The 16,029-nt window shown below is 62.8% G+C and carries 14 protein-coding genes; 10 read left to right on the top strand and 4 right to left on the bottom strand.

All coding sequences use genetic code 11. The features are described 5' to 3' along the window. Positions 1 to 74 precede the first annotated feature (74 nt). The gene (locus BBD46_RS13110; protein ID WP_071402127.1) at positions 75 to 2,219 is read left to right on the top strand and encodes a DUF7282 domain-containing protein; all 2,145 of its coding nucleotides are present in this window, start codon (positions 75 to 77) and stop codon (positions 2,217 to 2,219) included. A gap of 327 nt (positions 2,220 to 2,546) precedes the next feature. Here the strand turns inward: BBD46_RS13110 and BBD46_RS13105 are convergent, their stop codons facing one another. Together BBD46_RS13105 and BBD46_RS21650 are read right to left on the bottom strand one after the other, a co-directional pair. Next, positions 2,547 to 3,050, bottom strand: a complete 504-nt coding sequence (locus BBD46_RS13105; protein ID WP_006654395.1) for a DUF7344 domain-containing protein — start codon at positions 3,048 to 3,050, stop codon at positions 2,547 to 2,549. A 355-nt stretch (positions 3,051 to 3,405) separates the two neighbouring features. Further along, on the bottom strand, positions 3,406 to 3,576 hold the full coding sequence (locus BBD46_RS21650) for a DUF7563 family protein (RefSeq protein WP_006654396.1): 171 nt from the start codon (positions 3,574 to 3,576) through the stop codon (positions 3,406 to 3,408). 847 nt (positions 3,577 to 4,423) lie between these two features. Between BBD46_RS21650 and BBD46_RS13100 the strand changes: the two genes are divergently transcribed. The 4 genes from BBD46_RS13100 (at position 4,424) to BBD46_RS13085 (ending at position 7,347) form a co-directional block, all read left to right on the top strand. Further along, a complete protein-coding gene (locus BBD46_RS13100; protein ID WP_006168841.1) occupies positions 4,424 to 4,756 on the top strand; it encodes a winged helix-turn-helix domain-containing protein in 333 nt (110 codons plus the stop codon). Positions 4,757 to 4,977: 221 nt separating this feature from the next. Beyond that, positions 4,978 to 5,253, top strand: a complete 276-nt coding sequence (locus BBD46_RS13095; RefSeq protein WP_071402126.1) for a PadR family transcriptional regulator — start codon at positions 4,978 to 4,980, stop codon at positions 5,251 to 5,253. 424 nt (positions 5,254 to 5,677) lie between these two features. After that, positions 5,678 to 6,688, top strand: a complete 1,011-nt coding sequence (locus tag BBD46_RS13090) for a DUF1616 domain-containing protein (protein WP_071402125.1) — start codon at positions 5,678 to 5,680, stop codon at positions 6,686 to 6,688. A gap of 263 nt (positions 6,689 to 6,951) precedes the next feature. Next, complete coding sequence (locus BBD46_RS13085; RefSeq protein ID WP_071402124.1) at positions 6,952 to 7,347, top strand: hypothetical protein; 396 nt, start codon at positions 6,952 to 6,954, stop codon at positions 7,345 to 7,347. 305 nt (positions 7,348 to 7,652) lie between these two features. Here BBD46_RS13085 and BBD46_RS13080 read toward each other — a convergent pair whose 3' ends face one another. Continuing rightward, entirely contained in the window at positions 7,653 to 8,189 is a 537-nt protein-coding gene (locus BBD46_RS13080) for a DUF7344 domain-containing protein (protein WP_071402123.1), read from the bottom strand. 547 nt (positions 8,190 to 8,736) lie between these two features. On the opposite strand from BBD46_RS13080, the gene BBD46_RS13075 reads away from it, so the two are divergent. The 5 genes from BBD46_RS13075 to BBD46_RS13055 are packed head-to-tail and all read left to right on the top strand — an operon-like array spanning position 8,737 to position 14,710. Beyond that, entirely contained in the window at positions 8,737 to 9,315 is a 579-nt protein-coding gene (locus BBD46_RS13075; protein ID WP_071402122.1) for an acyltransferase, read from the top strand. Beyond that, on the top strand, positions 9,312 to 10,706 hold the full coding sequence (locus tag BBD46_RS13070; protein ID WP_071402121.1) for a DegT/DnrJ/EryC1/StrS family aminotransferase: 1,395 nt from the start codon (positions 9,312 to 9,314) through the stop codon (positions 10,704 to 10,706). The genes BBD46_RS13075 and BBD46_RS13070 overlap by 4 nt, the downstream gene beginning before the upstream one ends. Further along, entirely contained in the window at positions 10,703 to 11,725 is a 1,023-nt protein-coding gene (locus BBD46_RS13065) for a Gfo/Idh/MocA family protein (protein ID WP_071402120.1), read from the top strand. The genes BBD46_RS13070 and BBD46_RS13065 overlap by 4 nt, the downstream gene beginning before the upstream one ends. Further along, positions 11,725 to 13,389, top strand: a complete 1,665-nt coding sequence (locus BBD46_RS13060; RefSeq protein ID WP_071402119.1) for a nucleotide sugar dehydrogenase — start codon at positions 11,725 to 11,727, stop codon at positions 13,387 to 13,389. Before BBD46_RS13065 ends, BBD46_RS13060 begins: the two co-directional genes overlap by 1 nt. Then, a complete protein-coding gene (locus BBD46_RS13055; RefSeq protein WP_071402118.1) occupies positions 13,382 to 14,710 on the top strand; it encodes a glycosyltransferase family 2 protein in 1,329 nt (442 codons plus the stop codon). Before BBD46_RS13060 ends, BBD46_RS13055 begins: the two co-directional genes overlap by 8 nt. Before the next feature lie 83 nt (positions 14,711 to 14,793). Here BBD46_RS13055 and BBD46_RS13050 read toward each other — a convergent pair whose 3' ends face one another. Continuing rightward, on the bottom strand, positions 14,794 to 15,897 hold the full coding sequence (locus BBD46_RS13050; protein WP_071402117.1) for a DUF354 domain-containing protein: 1,104 nt from the start codon (positions 15,895 to 15,897) through the stop codon (positions 14,794 to 14,796). Positions 15,898 to 16,029 lie beyond the last annotated feature (132 nt).

The following is a 16,029-nucleotide window of genomic DNA, read 5'->3' as shown; positions in this document are numbered from 1 at the left end:
AGCAGTTTCTCTCGAAATGGTTGTGCCGGTTTAAGCACGGAACTGGCGATGGGTCACTGCCTTCACGGCAGATTATGATCGCACGCAATCAGCTACTTGTACTCCTCGTCACGGCATTGCTCGTGACATCGGGCGCAGCGATGGTCGCTGGGGCGACACCAAGCGCGAGTGTCAGCGGCCAGGACGAGGGTGAGACTGGAACAGACGCCGAACCAGAGACAGAATCGGACGGTACAGCTACCGACGAGACTGACAGCGGTGACGGAGCGGATGCCGACGCCGACGCTGACGATCAGGGGCTCGAACCAGACCCTGACGACGAAGCCGAAACCGCGACGGTCACGTTCGAAGATCAGTCGACCGCCGGTGACTCCGTCGTCGTCGACGAGGCGACACTCCCTGAGGGCGGCTTCGTCACGATCCACGATAGCAGCCTTCTCGTCGGCGAAACGTTCGACAGCGTGATCGGCACCTCCGACTACCTCGAGGCGGGCACCCACGAGCAGATCGAGATCGAATTCGAGGAGCCACTCGAGGAGGACGAGACGCTGATCGCGATGCCGCACCTGGATACGAACGATAATCAGGAGTACGATTTCGTCGAGACAGAGGGTGCAGAAGATGGCCCGTACTTGACGGCGGATGATGAGCCGGTGACCGACGAGGCGGTTGTGACGATCGAGGATGAGGTTCCTGAGGAGGACGAACCGGTCGATGAGGAACCGCCAGTCGACGAGGAGGATCCGGTTGACGATGAGCCGCCAGTCGACGAGGAGGATCCGGTCGATGATGAGAAACCGGTTGACGAGCCGGACGAGGAAAAGCCGGATGAGAAGGACGAAAAGCCGGATGAGAAGACGGACGATGAGAAAGAGGATGAGGACGCGGTAGACGACAAGGATGACAAGGAGGAGAAGGACGAGAAAGACGAGAAACCTGACGACCACGACAAACCCGACGAAACCGACGAAACCGACGAAATCGACGACGAACCCGTTGACGACCCGAAACCCCCTGTCGACGATGAGGAACCAGCCGAAACACCACACGACGGCGAACTAACCGTCACGATCGACAGCGCCCTCCTCGTCGTGCACGATCTGCACGAGGGCTACGAGGACCACGAGGACGGGTACGACAACGACCAGGAGCACGAACACGATCAAGAGCACGATCAGGAGTACGAACACGACCAAGAATCCCAAGAATCCGACCACGAGGACCACAACGGGGCAATGAGTGACCACCAGCTCGAGGTCACCATCGAAGAACCAACGATCACCGGTCTCGACGAAGCCGGTGACGAACCCACCGACGCCCACGACATCCACAGCGCATCGATCCTCGTCGTCGTCGAGGACGACGACCTCCCAGATGAGGCACCGATGACCGACGAGCACGATGAACTGACACTCGAGTCCGCGACGATCATCGTGGTTGCTCATGGCGTCGACGACGACGGTGAGGACACTGATGCTGTCGAGCACGATGAGGAGACGGAAACCGAGACTGAAACGGAAACGGAGCCCGAAACCGAGACTGAGACAGAAACCGACGACGTGACCGACGACGAAGAAACGGCTGAGACTGACGTGGATGCGTGCTGTGGCTCGGCTGACGACCACGATGAGCCAGCAGACACTGACGAGGAGTACGACGGCGATGACGAAACCGACGACTACGACGACGCTGACGACCGCGCAGACGATGCTGACGAATACGACGATACTGAAGAGTACGACGACGGTGACGCCGACGACGAGATGGATGACACGGATACCGACGAACACGACGCACTCGAGGTGACGATCGAACAGGCGACCGTCTTCGTCGTGCTTGACGACCACGGTGTGATGGACGAGACAGCGGAGACGGAGACCGAGACGGGCGCTGACGACGAGACTGACACGGACACCGAAACCGAAACGGACTGCCCTGGCCCTGACGAGGCAGATACCAACGAGTCTGCCGATACTGACGAAGAGTCAGCGACCGGCACGTTCGACGTGACCATCGAACAGGCGACGATCATGGTCATTCTCGTGGACTACGACGCGATCGATGACGTGACCGACGAACCGGAGAACGGTGTTGACGTGAACGGTGACGAAGACGAGTACGTCAACGGTGACGGCGAAGACGAGACTGACACCAACGGCGACTGTCCGCCATCGAACGGGACCGAGACAGATGACGACGTAACTGCCGTCCTCGCCTGAACACATCAGGCGTCGCTTCGATACACATTTTTCGCGGTCTGTGGACTGGCTCTGATACACTTGTCTTAGCGCTGTCCCACTGGCTCTATTGCAATGCGGGCAACTGCCGTTGCAACACAGACAACTGTTCTTTTGAGTACAACCCGCATCGATCGGCGCCCTCCCGCTCGAGGTCGGCCCGTCGGCTGTTTTGTCTCACCGGGGACCCGCGATAGTGGGCGCTACTGGGTTGGGGTGGGCAGTGGTGACAGACACAGTACCGGAACGCGAGCCAGGGACAGCGGCACAGCAGGACAGTAGGGACAGTAGGACAGATCTGGGTCCGACTCAGTAAAACAGCCGGTACAGACTGCTCACCGCAACCGCGAGCAAAATGAGCACACTCCAGAGCACCGGATCGACACTCGAGAACACCGGCAGATCGAGGCCGGCCAGCGCGATCAGTCCGAGGCCGAGAAAACAGGCGGCGAGGTGGAACTGCAGGACGGTCGAGCGGTCGCCGTCGTGGCCGTCGATGTAGCCGACGACGGTTTCGAAGTTCGGGCCGGGTTGGATGGTTTTCGCGTCGGAGTCGTACTCGATGACGGCATCCTCCTCGAGCTGGGGAAGATGTGTCTGCTGGAGGGAGACGTAGACGCTCTTGTAGAGATTGTTCGGAACGGGCGTCGTATCGGATTCGGTTGCGGCAATCTCCGTTGCGACGTCAGAGACGTCGACGTGTCCGGACTGGCGTGCGAGCAACTGGACGATGGCACGCCGTCTGTCGTTCCCGAGGATGTGAAACACCTCACTTTCCGCGAGCGCTTCAGATCTGGTCCTCTGCACAGACATTGCTTAGCGTGACATCAGTGGTCTCATCTCGGCGAGCAGTTCGTCGTCGGCCCTCATACACGTCATCTATTTTGCGAACCACTGACTTTAACCTGCGGTATTTTGTCCCTGCATAACGGTGTAGAAACTAGCTGGCTACGGGACGGTTGACGACTGGTTCGTTACGATGAGAGTGTGGGCTCGCTGATGATGGTTGAGGTCATAGACGGGAGACGTGTCCGCTGACGAGAGACACGATCCAGTAATCGGTTAGAACCGACCGATACTGTCTCCTGTGTCGTCCGTCTCGACTGTGGAAGCGTCTCGAGTAGGTGTCGCGAACGAAGGAGTGTCGCCGGGCGATGAAGCGCGGTACTCACTCGCGTTCGTCGCCCGGCAGATGGCCACCGGATTGCATCTCACGATACGTCGTACAGGCCGGACAGCCGTGAACGATATCGCCGTTGTCACCGAAGACGCGGGCAAACTGCTGGGTAACGTGGGTGTCACAGTTTCGACAGCGAGCGCCTGCTGTCGACGATTCCATCGGGCGCCAGTTCTGTTGGGATGATTTCATGGTGAACGTACTGGTGTAGGGGTGGGTGTCGTCAGTTGTGAATACCGATGCGGACGGCTGGTGTCTCGAGTGTAGTCGTCAGTCGATGCTCGTGTCTGGTGACGGTCGTCGTCATCGGGTGACTGCAGTGTCGTGACGTGGGAGTAGGGAGACACTGCAACTGCCGCTGTCGCTGTCGCGCACAGTACGCCAGCCAACCAGGGGTGGATGTCAGTGTATCCGAGCACACACCGCAATTCGCCTGCCAGCGAGGGCTCCAGTCGCTGCAGTCGGCGACACCGTGGCGGTTCACTCGACCACCGAACCGACCGCTCGATCCGTCCCGGCTGGAGCCGACTCGCGGCAGCGACAGCGTGTGACTCGGCATCACTACGACCGAGGGGGATAGATCCGAATAAAGGACGGCGTCCGTTCACTGTGCTGGCCACCAGACAGTACCGGAAATACCGAATTTCCACCGGTTATACCCGACTCAGAAGCCATATCAGGGGGAATAACTGGAGATGCGCTCACAAATCATCAAGCTGGATTTGGTTCGATTGCTCCTCGTTCGCCACACGGTCCCGACCGCAGCGCTCCGTTCGAGCGTCCGAAACACGATATTTCCCGCTCGAAATAAGATATTTCGCAACGGAATGCGTGACTTTCCAGCGAGAAGGCACATCGTTATAAAATACCACTCTCGCTTACCGGTTGTATTGTTGGAACGTACTCCCGGTCGCCGCGACGGCGCGGCACCACCGATCCGATCGTTCCCGACTGCCACCTCTCGACACCGAGAGTGAAGCAGCGTAACCGCCGCAGACAGGTGAGACCGATGTCCACGAAAGCGACCAACTCTCAGACGACCCCGACGACCGACCCAACAATTCAGCTCGACGTCCTCGGCGACGAGTGTGCGCGAACGATCCTCGTCGCGACGAGTGCAGGACCGAAAACAGCCAAGGAACTAACCGACCGAACCGACAGCTCCTCGGCAACCGTCTACCGCCGAATCAACAACCTACTCGAGAGCAACCTGCTCGCAGAGTGTGTTCGATTCGAGAGTGACGGTTCGCATACGACCGCCTACGAGGCGACCGTCGAACACGTCGAGGTACAGATCGACGCCGACGGCATCGACGTGGCACTGTCGGCGATGGACGAGTGAGGGGTTGGCGTTCCTGGCGGGCTCGTGATAGAAACACACACGCGTTTACCGCCGTCGACCGCTACGAGTGACTGTACGGGGGAGTGAACAGTCACGACGAAACCGTTGTCACGAGAACAATCGGTTTAGACAGTTTGAAACATACTGAAAGAAGTACTAACAGCCCTGTATGATACGGATAACAAATATCTACTCAATGGTACGGTCACTGTGATTGAGCAATGCACGATCTGACCGGCTTCCAGCGAGATTTGTTGTACGTAATCGCAGGGGCTGACCAGCCATCTGGACAAACAGTCAAGGACGAGGTGGAAAAGTACTATAGTTCGGAAATAAATCACGGTCGATTGTATCCGAATCTGGATACGCTCGTCAACAAAGAGCTCGTCGAGAAGGGACAACTCGACAGGCGAACGAACTATTATGCGATCACGGACGACGGGCGGCAACAGATCGACGACCGTCGAGAGTGGGAAGGCCAGTACGTGAATTTCTGAGTGGGACCGTCAGCGACGGGCGTTCGTAAGGGTATCCGTGACCTGTCGAACGTGATCTGTTGTGAGTCTGGTGACTGTGACCGTCTGCTGACAGCCATGGCTACCGACACCCACGTATGTGATCACGGACGGCAGTGTTCGTCTTCCTCGTCTTCCCGTCTCGAGTTTCTTCACGCGGCGTTCACGGCTCTCTGCCGTGACAGGTGTCGGTCACCGTTCATCGATGCATACAGTCTCCTATACCCATCGTTCTTCCCGATTCTCACTACGTTGGGCCGTTAGGTGCCCATACTCGGTCCCAGCAGGTCATCCTGGGAGAATATATCGGACATAACAAAGCGGTCACACCCGGTGTTTCTGTCCAAATGGTTCTGAGAACGCCGACAACCGACGGCTTCGGCAGCCAACCGGTGGTGTCGTTGCGATGAGTTTACGAACTGACACGCAGACGCGGTTGGGAACTGTCCGGCAGTATCCCAGCGATCTCGCGACGGTTTCGGTACTGGCCGTTGTTGCGTACCTCGTCGTGACGGGAGTTGCCGAGGGGAGCGCACTCCGATTGCTCGCGACGCTTCCACTCGTCCTGTTCCTCCCGGGATACGCACTCGTTGCCACGCTGTTTCCGGCGCGCGAACGCACTGCACAGGAGACGACGGCAACGGCACTCGACGTCGAGACCTACCCCCGCGGAATCGACCTCACAGAACGCCTCGGACTGGCGTTTGCGCTGTCGATCGGTATCGCCCCGGTCGTTGCGCTCGTGTTGGCGGTTACCGACTGGGGGCTGGCGACCGACCCGATCGCAGCCACGCTCGCGGTGCTCACCGTTGGATTCGCACAGTTCGGTGCAGTCCGTCGACTTCGAGTCCCCAAAGCCAAACGGTTCTCCGTCACACCCCTCGCAGCGCTGTCACGCTTTCGCAGGGACAACACCGCCGGAACGGTAACCTCGGCCATCCTGGCCGTGGCTATCGTCGCCGCCGTCGGAGCGTTACTCATCGGACTCATCGCTCCGCTCTCGGCCGGCGGCTTCACGCAGCTCGCTCTTTACTCCGACGACGGCGGTGGCGAGCTCGTCGCCGGCGAACTCGAGGACGAGGTCGATCCTGGCGAACCCGTTCCGGCCACGATCGAGATCGAGAATCAGGAGGGTGAGGACGTGACCTACACCGTCGTCGTTCAGCAGCAGGTACTCGAGAACGGTGTCGTCACGGAGCGGGCAGCACTCGAGACGCGGACGGTGTCGGTGGCGGATGGCGAGCAGGCACTCGAGGAATTCGACGTGGTGCCGGCCGCGGAGCCGGATGAGACGGTCCGAATTGCGGTGTTGTTGTACGACGAGGAGCCGGCGGGCGAACCGACGGCCGAGGATGCGATTGCGGATACGAACTTCTGGGTGACGGTGACTGAGCCGGCTGCGGAAGAAGATGACTGATTTCGGCGGATAGAACGCTATCGCTGCACTCGTTAACTGGTGGGTGGGGAGTCGGTGTCGGTTCGGTGGTAGCGTCAGCGTCGGTATCAGCGTCAGAACCGTATTAATCGTCTGCAGCGCCATCACAGGCAGCATCTCCGTAAGTAGCGCCACCGCAGGTAGCGTCGCAGTAGGGAGTACCACCGCAGAGACACGATTCCCGGTCAAAACCTGCCCGACGTGCAATGAATGTTCTTCTGTAAGCGCCACGAACACGACACCAAATGGACTCGCTCGTCATCGTCCTCCTGATGGCCGCCCTGCTCATCCAGGTCCCAATCGCCTTGCTCGTCCGGTTCGACGCTCGCCGCCAGGGGTTCGACAACCCCGAGATGTACGAACTCGGAATCCTCGTTCCGATGGGTGGGATTCTCGTCGTCCCCGCCTACATCTCGAAGCGGCGATCGCTATCGAGCACCAACGGCGCTTCGGACACCAACGGCACTCTGGGCACCGATGTGGCGACTGACACGACTGTCGGTGAGGACACGTCGAGTGTCGATGGCTCGACTGGCAGTGACGATACTCACGAGACGGAGTCAGCGCCACCGACAGCGACTGATTCTGCGCCGGCCGACTCGAGTCGGGAGCAACTGAGGGAGACTGAACCGGATTCTTGAGATGTCACTCGACTCACGTCCTGTGATTGCGACTCAAAAACCGGTGTTCGACTGTCGAACGCCGGCCGTCGACCGTCGAACGGCGTCGAGGGCGCTTCGGGATCGGCTGTCCTGTCTCGGTCCTCCCGATGGTCGTTTGTGTGACGGTGCTTGCTCCGCGGGGGTCGTCTGGTCGCCAGCCCGCGAACACGCGCGTTCAGACGCGAGCCCTCGTCCTTATCGGCGTCTCCGTGGCCGTGACCGGTGACCGCGGCCGCGACCGCAACCGCAACCGCAGCCGCAACCGCGACCACCGCCATCCCACCCTACACGCTCGCGAGTCCGAACGGGAACTCGAGTTCCGGTCGGCGCGAAACGTGCTGGACGATCGAAATCGCGAGGATGGCGGCACAGACGGCGAGTGCGACGATGGGGGCTGCGGCGGTCGTCACCGGGCCGACGGCGAGTGCCGCGAGTGCAAACGCGACGAGGCCGACGGTGGCGACGGCGGCGTAGAACCGGTGCCACGGCCGCTGTGTGCCGAGTTGGCGGTCGAGGTACGGTTCGAATAGGTCGTCGTTCGGCAGCAGCGTGATGGTGTGGCTGTCCGGATCCCAGTCGACGATGCCGTGGTCTTCGAGCATCGGCAGGTGCGTCTGGTACAGCGAGATGTAGACGCGCCGGCGCTGGGTGCGCGTGACGTCGTCGGGATCGGTGTCGTTCTCCCAGGCGGCGACCTGTTCGACGAGTGGAGCGAGGTCGCAGGAACTCCCCTGTCGTTTGAGAAACTGCACTGTACGTCGTCGTCTGGCGTTGCTGAACACGTCGAACAGCTCGGCCTGGGTGAACTCGTCCTCAGACATGGACATGGGTGCCCTCACGTTCCCGAATCGGCTGGCGATCGGGGGTGTTCGAATACCTCACAGGATGAACTGCCACGGTCTCACCCTTTACTATCGCACGGCTACCCTGTCGAAAGCCGATTGTACCCGTTAGCACTCGTGAAAGACGGCAAATCCAACGATTATGACGTTCTCGAACGGGCGGGCGCGTACCCGCCCTGGGGCGAACTCCCTCCCCCGTACGGGGAGACTGATCGGTTCTCGTTGCTGTAGTTCGTGGCTACGGACCCGTCAAGACGGGGATAACAAAACCTCGTTACCGGCTGTATCTGGACGATTCCCACGCGGGTATCGAGTAACCAATGACACGACAGAACCGACGACGGTCCGGGGTGTGGCCGTGTACGACGGGACTTCTCGGCTGCGAGCGCGCCGATCCCGCCGCGTCACGGCCCCACCAGCCCCGGACCGAACGACAGCAGTACGACGATCGTTCTCGCCAGCGGCTGCAGCCGCCACCGCAATCGCAACCGCAACCACAGCCGCGATCAGCCGAGGGATCCCACCGATGACGGCCTACGAGTGCGGCGAAAATTGTACTATCGACCCCGAGGCGACGGTCGGCTACGGCGACTTCGACGAGCCGACGCTGCTCGGCGACGACGCGACGATCAGGGCCGGTTCGATCGTCTACGGCGACGTGACCGTCGGCGACGGCTTCACGACGGGCCACGATATTCTGATCCGCGAGTCGACCGACATCGGCGACGACGTACTCGTCGGCACGAAGACCGTCATCGACGGCCGGACGACCATCGGCTCCAACGTCAGCCTCCAGACGAACGTCTACGTGCCGACCGACACGCAGATCGGCTCGAACGTGTTCGTCGGCCCGGCCGCGGTGATGACCAACGACGAGTATCCAGTCCGTACCGACGCCGGACTCGAGGGCCCGACGATCGAAGACGGTGCCTCGGTCGGCGCGAACGCGACGCTGTTGCCCGGCGTCACGATCGGTGAGAACGCCTTCGTCGCGGCCGGTGCGGTCGTCACGGACGACGTGCCGGCGAACAGTCTCGCACTCGGCGCACCGGCGACGATCAGACCGCTTCCTGCCCCACTCGAGGGACCGAATCAGCTCGAATGACAGACCGAACACCCCCGAATTCCACGGACTCGACGGATCACACGGATCACACGGATCACGACAGCAACCGCGAGCCGGCTCGCAAATCGAATCGTGCGGTGAACGACGACCGCGGGCGGGATCGCGACCGGACGCCGCCGACGGAACGGGCAACCGACGGCGGAACCGGAGCCGGAACCGGAACCGGCCCCGAGACTGGCACCAGTGTCGACACCGAAGCCAACGCCAGTGCTCCCGCCGGAACCGAAACGAGCGACAGCCAGCAGACCACCGAGCCGGTCGAGCAGGTCTCCATCGCCCACCCGTCCCTGAGCGACACAGTACTCGAGCGCGTGGAGGCTGTCCTCGAGGACGGCATGCTCGCCGACGGGCCGGAAGTCCGCGCCTTCGAAGGCGAGTTCGCCGGCTTCTGCCGCACTCAGCACGCGGTCGCAACCTCCAACGGAACGACTGCGCTCCACGCCGCACTCGAGTCCTTCGGCGTCGAGGAGGGCGATGCCGTCATCACCTCGCCGTTCTCGTTCGTCGCGAGCGCGAACGCGATCCGCCTCGCGGGTGCGACGCCCGTCTTCGCGGATATCGACCCTGAAACGTATACGCTCGACCCAGCCGACGTGGAGCGCGTCCTCGACGAGCGCGACGACATCGTCGGCCTGCTGCCGGTTCACCTCTACGGCCTGCCGGCGCGCATGCCTGAACTCTGTGCCATCGCCGACGAGCACGACCTGTTCGTGCTCGAGGACGCCTGTCAGGCCCACGGTGCGACCGTCGACGGCAAACGCGTCGGCGGTCTCGGGGACGCCGCCTGCTTCTCGTTCTACCCGACGAAGAACATGACGACCGGAGAGGGCGGCATCGTCACGACCGACCGCGACGACATCGCCGACGGCGTCAGGCGCTACGTCAACCACGGACGCGACCCCGGCGAGGGCGGCTACGACCACGTCGACCTCGGGCACAACTACCGGCTGACCAGCCTCGCCGCCGCCATCGGCCGCGTCCAACTCCAGCGCCTTCTCGAGTTCAACGACGCGCGCCAGGCGAACGCGGCCTACTACGACGAGCACCTGGAGGCGGTGCCACTCGAGACGCCGACCGTCCCGGACGGATACGGTCACGTCTACCACCAGTACACGGTTCGGACCGAGGGTCCAGACGAGCGTGACGCGCTTGCGGAGACACTTGCGGCGCGGAACGTGGACTCTGCCGTCTACTACGATCCGCCGATCCATCGCCAGCCGGCCTACGAGTCGGTGAGCACCGCGGCTGCCTCGTTCCCCGACGCCGAGCACGCCGCGGAGACGGTGCTCTCGCTGCCCGTGCATCCCTCCCTCTCAGAACAGGAGCGCCGGACCGTCGTCGAAGCCGTCCACGATCACTACAATCTATGAGTACGGAACGAACGCGACACACGACGACAGCCACAACACCGCCACCCGTCCGGGCCGGCGTCATCGGCGTCGGCTCCATGGGACAGAATCACGCACGCGTCTACAACGAACTCCCCGGCGTCGACCTCGTCGGCGTCACCGACCACGACGCGAGCGTCGCCCAGCAGGTGGCCACCGAGTACGGCACAGCCGCACTCGAGTTCGACGCGCTGCTCAGTGAGTGTGATGTCGTCACGGTCGCCGTGCCGACGCACGCCCATTACGAGACGGTCTCGACCTGTCTCGATGCCGGGGTCCACGTGCTAGTCGAGAAACCGATCGCCCAGACCGTCGAGGAGGGCCGTGCGCTAGCTGAACAGGCTCGAGAGGCCGGCCTCGTTCTGCAGGTTGGCCACATCGAGCGGTTCAATCCGGCGGTACAGACGGTGATGGAGCTGATCGACGACCTGGATGTGATCAGCCTCGAGGCCGAGCGCCTCGGGCCGCCGGTCGACCGGACCGCGCGTGACGACGTCATCTTCGATCTGATGGTCCACGATGTCGACATCGTCGGCTCGATTCTCGACGGGCCGCCGTCGACGATCAACGCGATCGGTACCGACGACGGCCAGTACGCGACCGCGACGATGCAGTACGACGACGTGGTCGCCTCGCTGACGGCGAGTCGCGTCACCCAGAAGAAGGTGCGCAAACTCACCGTCACGGCGCGAGAGTGTCTCGTCGAGGTCGACTACCTCGAACAGTCGGTGCTGATCTACCGCGACTCCTACCCCGAGTATCTCACGGACGACGGCCCGAACCGGTATCGTCACGAGAGCGTCGTCGAGAACGCGCGCGTCGACAACGGCGAACCGCTGCGCCACGAACTCGAGTCGTTCGTCAAGACGGTCCAGACCGGTGTCGAACCGGCTGTCACGGCAGAAGACGGCGTCATGGCGCTCCAGACGGTGCAGGATATCGCTGCGCTCGCGGCCGACGAGACGCCGCACCGGGAGCGCGAACGGGAGGTGGAAGCCTGATGCGTGCGGACGATCCGTCGACGGCGGAGAGCCACACTACCCCACTCTACGGCGCGACTATCGCCGAAACGGACCAACGAGCGGCGCTCACCGGCGGCGATGTCCCAGTCGCCGTCTACGGTCTCGGCAAGATGGGGCTGCCGCTCGCGGCCGTCTACGCCGAGACGACCGGGAACGTGACCGGCGTCGACGTCGACCCGGATGTCGTCGAAACGATCAACGCCGGCGAGAGCCACGTCGTCGGTGAACCGGGGCTCGGAGATGTCGTCGCCGAGCAGGTCGAACAGGGTTGTCTCGAGGCGACCACCGACGGCAGCGCTGCCGCTGCGCAGGCACGGATTCACGTCATCATCGTCCCGACGCTGCTCGATGAGGACAATGAGCCGGACCTGACGACCGTCGAGTCCGTCGCCGCAGATATCGCGGCCGGTCTCTCACCCGGCGATCTGGTGATCGCCGAGTCGACCCTGCCGCCAGGTACCTGTCGTGACGTGCTCCAGCCGTTCCTGGCCGCCGAAAGCGGCCTCGACACCGACCAGTTCGGTCTCGCCTTCTGTCCGGAGCGGACCTCGAGCGGACGCGCGCTGCAGGATATCCGCGGCGCGTATCCCAAGGTCGTCGGCGGCGTCGACGACGAGAGCACCCGCGCCGCGACGGTACTCTACGACGAACTCTCGGACAATGAGGTTCATCCGGTTGCCGACGCGACGACCGCGGAGGCCGTCAAGGTCTTCGAGGGAATCTACCGCGACGTCAACATCGGGCTGGCGAACGAACTCGGCCGCCTGGCGGACGAACTCGACATCTCGGTCCGCGAAGCCATCGAGACCGCGAACGACCTGCCGATGTGCCAGCTCCACGACCCCGGTCCCGGCGTCGGCGGACACTGCATCCCCTACTATCCGCACTTCTTGCTCTCGCGGATGGACGAGCCGATGGATCTCACGCGAACCGCCCGACGGGTCAACCAGGACATGCCCTCTGTCGTCGTCGACCGACTCGAGTCCGAACTGGTTGCGGTCGGGTCCGGGATTGGCACCGAGACAGAGACCGGTACCAACCTGGCAGACGTGTCGGTCGCAGTCCTCGGGATCACCTACCGCCCTGGCGTCGAGGAGACGCGCGCGTCGCCCGCGATCGGCGTTATCGAGCAGCTACGCGACCGCGGTGCAGACGTTTTAGGCGTTGATCCACTCGTCGACCCGGCCGACTACGGCGCACAACCGTGCTCGATCGACGCGTTCGAATCCTCGTCGGTCGACGCCGCGGTCGTCGTCACGCCTCACGAGGAGTTCGACGACATCGACTGGAGCGCGCTAGATCCAACGGTCGTGATCGACGGCCGGGACGCGCTGGATCAGGGTGTACTCGAGTCGGCCGGCCACCGAGTCTACACGCTCGCGGGGTCGACGGCTGGTCAGCCTCCGGCAGCAGGCACCGACGCGTTCACGACGGATGATGCCGGCAGACGCAATGCGAGCAGTGAGGAGGACGACGGCCCTACGGAGGCCGTTATCGAGGCGACCGGGGATGGCGGTCATGGTGGCGGTGACGGTGACGATGATGGCGATGGCGGTGGCGATGCCGATGGTGGCCGTGCTGGAACGAGCGAACGGGCGACCGACGCTGCGGTGAATCGAACCGACGGTGGGACCGATGTATAACGGGAACTCGATCGGCGTCGTCGTCACGTCCTACAACGAGGAGCCGTTCGTCGGCGAGGTCATCGAGACGGTGCCGTCGTACGTGGATCGGATCTACGCGGTCGACGACGCCTCGCCGGACGGCAGCTGGGAAGAAATTCAGCGGGTCGCAGAGCGCCTGAACGCCGACGGCGAGCGTGATGATACTGCCGAGGTGGAGTCAGAATCGGAATCGGAGCCAACCCACGCGGTCGCCGACGGCGGCGACAACCGCCGCGTCGTCCCGATCCGTCACGAGGAGAACCGCGGCTACGGTGGCGCGGTCAAGACCGGCTACGAGCGCGCTGCGGCCGACGGAATCGACGTGGTCGCCGTGATGAACGGCGACGGCCAGATGGACCCCACGATTCTCGACCGGATCATCGACCCCGTCGTCGCGGGTGAGGCGGACTACGCGAAGGGGAATCGACTGCTCTATCGCGACGACCGCGAGGGGATGTCCACGTTCCGCTTCGTCGGCAACGCGATCCTCTCGGGGCTCTCGAAGTTCGCCTCCGGCTACTGGACGATCAGCGACCCGCAGAACGGCTACACCGCGATTTCCAGAGAGACGATCGAAGAACTCGACCTGGACGAGATTACCGACGAGTACGGCTTCCTCAACCACATCCTCACGCACCTCAACGTCAACGACTGCCGGGTTGCAGACGTCTCGATGTCCGCAATATACGGCGACGAGGAGAGCAGCATCCGGTACGTGCCGTTCATCCGGTACGTCTCGTTGCTCCTGCTGGGGAGCTTCTACTGGCGGCTCAAGCGCCAGTACGTGATCGAACGGTTCCACCCGGCGGCGCTGTTCTATAGCACCGGAACCGCCGGGCTCGCCGTCGGAAGCAGCGGTCTCGCGGGCTCGATCGCGCAGGCCGCCCGCGGTCGCGGTGGCTTTACCGGTGCACTCGCGTCGATCTTGACGGTCCTCGTGGGACTCGTCTCGCTCGGCGTCGCGATTGCGATGGACGCCGAGGAGAATGAAGACCTGCAGTGTACCTGGTACGAGGACAGCGCGGGTCGGGAGCAGGCTCGTACGGAGGCGGCCGCACAGTCGGTGCAGGCGGAGACGACTGGGTCCGGGTCCGACTCTGAGTCCGAGTCGGTGGCTGCGGCTGGTGTCGACGGTGTTGCAGCGGGTACAGGCACAGATACAGATACAGATGCAGACGCTGGCACTGCCGATACCACCGAACGCGGCAGCGACAGCAACGCAGACTCCGACACTGAAACCGAACCCGATTCCAACCTCGAACAGCCTGCCGAACCGAGTCCGGCACGTTCGTTCGAGTAACGCGTTTTCTTCCCGGTCGTTGGATTCCTAGATTCGCTCTCCACCAACCGATAGCCACCGTTCAACAACTTCTCTACACCGTGCTACTGCACCGGTGCCCGCGCCTGCAACACTTCGCGCACGTCGGACTCGAGTACCTCAACCTCACCACGAGCTTCTGCGACGGCGACGATGAGATCAGTCAGGTTGACGAGGTCGCCGACGTACTCCGCTCGCCGTTGCTGCCAGCGCTCGCCGGCGGCTGCGTCCGTCGTCACTAGTTCGACAGCCCGGTCGCGGACAGCCGCGTAGTCGTCGAACTGCTCTGCGAGACCCGCACGCTCGAGTTCAGCGAACTCGCCGTACTCGTGGTCGTCGGTGCCCTGGAAGCGCAGTGCGGGCGTTCCGAGTAGCCCAGCTTCGTTGACCATCGTCCCCGTGTCGGCGACGAGCAGGTCCGCACCCGCCATGGCGTCGTGGATCAGCGCCGGATGGAGGTCGTACTTCCGTGCGGGTAAGTCGCTGAAGTCCATCATCCCGCTCTCGTCGGAGACGAAGACGGTCGCGTGCTCGCTCAGGTGCTCGAGCAGGTCCCGCCGCTGAGCCCGCGAGAACCCTTCGAGTCCGGCGTCGTGGAGCGCATCCATCGCGTTGAACCGGACCAGCACGTACGGCTCGTCGGGGTCGATCGCGAGGTACTCGTGAATCGCCCGATCCGCCTCGAAAACGTCGGGGTGGAGATAGGCACACTCCTTGAACCCCTCGAAGGTGTAGTGGTCGTCGCCGAGATCGCGGCGCGTGACATCCGGCGAGATGATGCAGTCGGCGAACGGCTGCGAGACGGTGTGGTTGAAATCGCCCGGTTCGTCGTCTAGTATGAGAACTGTCGGTGAACGGGTGACCGTCCCAGCCAGCGCGGCGTAGGGACCGCGCCCGAAGACCACGTCGGGGTCGAACCGCCGCGACTCCCAGACGATCCGACCGAACTGCTCAGCCAGTTCGCGGGCCAGTTTCGGCTTCGACGGTGCGCGTGTCTCGTGGGTACCGTAGCGACGATAGGGAAGCCCGAAGAACTCGAGTAGGTCGGTCGTACAGGCGTACTCCCGGGTCAACACGAGCACGTCGTGGCCGGCCGCCTCGAGCCGATCGACGGCGTGACGGTACAGGTGCACGTGCGCAGGGGTGTTCGCAAAGACGAGAATTCGCATCGCACAGAGGTAGACGCTTGTGCTGCTTTGTAATCGTACAAGTACAGTAGGACGTCTGTCGTTGCCGATATTTGCACATTCCACTCAGAGCGACCGTTCAGAAAAAGTTGCGGATAACAAAACGCCGACGGC

Origin of the sequence: Natrialba sp. SSL1 (genome assembly GCF_001861355.1) — an archaeon.
GTDB lineage: Archaea > Halobacteriota > Halobacteria > Halobacteriales > Natrialbaceae > Natrialba.
The sequence above is the reverse complement of the archived record's forward strand: the minus strand, read 5'-3'. Positions and strand labels throughout refer to the sequence as shown.

Coding starts and splice junctions, on each gene's coding strand:
- BBD46_RS13110 (WP_071402127.1), top strand. CDS start 75: ATGATCGCACGCAATCAGCTACTTGTACTCCTCGTCACGGCATTGCTC.
- BBD46_RS13105 (WP_006654395.1), bottom strand. CDS start 3,050: ATGTCTGTGCAGAGGACCAGATCTGAAGCGCTCGCGGAAAGTGAGGTG.
- BBD46_RS21650 (WP_006654396.1), bottom strand. CDS start 3,576: ATGGAATCGTCGACAGCAGGCGCTCGCTGTCGAAACTGTGACACCCAC.
- BBD46_RS13100 (WP_006168841.1), top strand. CDS start 4,424: ATGTCCACGAAAGCGACCAACTCTCAGACGACCCCGACGACCGACCCA.
- BBD46_RS13095 (WP_071402126.1), top strand. CDS start 4,978: ATGCACGATCTGACCGGCTTCCAGCGAGATTTGTTGTACGTAATCGCA.
- BBD46_RS13090 (WP_071402125.1), top strand. CDS start 5,678: ATGAGTTTACGAACTGACACGCAGACGCGGTTGGGAACTGTCCGGCAG.
- BBD46_RS13085 (WP_071402124.1), top strand. CDS start 6,952: ATGGACTCGCTCGTCATCGTCCTCCTGATGGCCGCCCTGCTCATCCAG.
- BBD46_RS13080 (WP_071402123.1), bottom strand. CDS start 8,189: ATGTCTGAGGACGAGTTCACCCAGGCCGAGCTGTTCGACGTGTTCAGC.
- BBD46_RS13075 (WP_071402122.1), top strand. CDS start 8,737: ATGACGGCCTACGAGTGCGGCGAAAATTGTACTATCGACCCCGAGGCG.
- BBD46_RS13070 (WP_071402121.1), top strand. CDS start 9,312: ATGACAGACCGAACACCCCCGAATTCCACGGACTCGACGGATCACACG.
- BBD46_RS13065 (WP_071402120.1), top strand. CDS start 10,703: ATGAGTACGGAACGAACGCGACACACGACGACAGCCACAACACCGCCA.
- BBD46_RS13060 (WP_071402119.1), top strand. CDS start 11,725: ATGCGTGCGGACGATCCGTCGACGGCGGAGAGCCACACTACCCCACTC.
- BBD46_RS13055 (WP_071402118.1), top strand. CDS start 13,382: ATGTATAACGGGAACTCGATCGGCGTCGTCGTCACGTCCTACAACGAG.
- BBD46_RS13050 (WP_071402117.1), bottom strand. CDS start 15,897: ATGCGAATTCTCGTCTTTGCGAACACCCCTGCGCACGTGCACCTGTAC.